We start from the raw sequence: 1,030 nt of genomic DNA, 5'->3' as shown, positions 1-1,030 counted from the left end.
CTGAGGACAAGCCCTCGGCCTATTAGTACCGGTCAACTCCACCCCTCACAGGGCTTCCATATCCGGCCTATCAACCCAGTCGTCTACTGGGAGCCTTACCCTCTCAAGGAGGTGGGAGTGCTCATCTCGAAGCAGGCTTCCCGCTTAGATGCTTTCAGCGGTTATCCCTCCCGAACGTAGCCAACCAGCCATGCCCTTGGCAGGACAACTGGCACACCAGAGGTTCGTCCGTCCCGGTCCTCTCGTACTAGGGACAGCCCTTCTCAACACTCCTACGCGCACAGCGGATAGGGACCGAACTGTCTCACGACGTTCTAAACCCAGCTCGCGTACCGCTTTAATGGGCGAACAGCCCAACCCTTGGGACCTACTCCAGCCCCAGGATGCGACGAGCCGACATCGAGGTGCCAAACCATCCCGTCGATATGGACTCTTGGGGAAGATCAGCCTGTTATCCCCGGGGTACCTTTTATCCGTTGAGCGACGGCGCTTCCACAAGCCACCGCCGGATCACTAGTCCCTACTTTCGTACCTGCTCGACCCGTCAGTCTCACAGTCAAGCTCCCTTGTGCACTTACACTCAACACCTGATTGCCAACCAGGCTGAGGGAACCTTTGGGCGCCTCCGTTACCCTTTAGGAGGCAACCGCCCCAGTTAAACTACCCACCAGACACTGTCCCTGATCCGGATCACGGACCCAGGTTAGACATCCAGCACGACCAGAGTGGTATTTCAACGACGACTCCACAACAACTGGCGTTGCTGCTTCAAAGTCTCCCACCTATCCTACACAAGCCGAACCGAACACCAATATCAAGCTATAGTAAAGGTCCCGGGGTCTTTCCGTCCTGCTGCGCGAAACGAGCATCTTTACTCGTAATGCAATTTCACCGGGCCTATGGTTGAGACAGTCGAGAAGTCGTTACGCCATTCGTGCAGGTCGGAACTTACCCGACAAGGAATTTCGCTACCTTAGGATGGTTATAGTTACCACCGCCGTTTACTGGCGCTTAAGTTCTCAGCTTCGCC

General features: G+C 55.8%; 1 rRNA gene. It reads right to left on the bottom strand.

Annotation, left to right across the window (positions count from 1 at the left end):
* Positions 1–2: 2 nt before the first annotated feature.
* Positions 3–1,030, bottom strand: a 23S ribosomal RNA gene (locus ACIRS1_RS38485); the annotation flags it as partial.

Source organism: Kitasatospora sp. NPDC101176 (genome assembly GCF_044768035.1).
Taxonomy (GTDB): domain Bacteria; phylum Actinomycetota; class Actinomycetes; order Streptomycetales; family Streptomycetaceae; genus Kitasatospora.
Note: the sequence above shows the minus strand (reverse complement) of the source record. Positions and strands in the feature narration are given on the sequence as shown.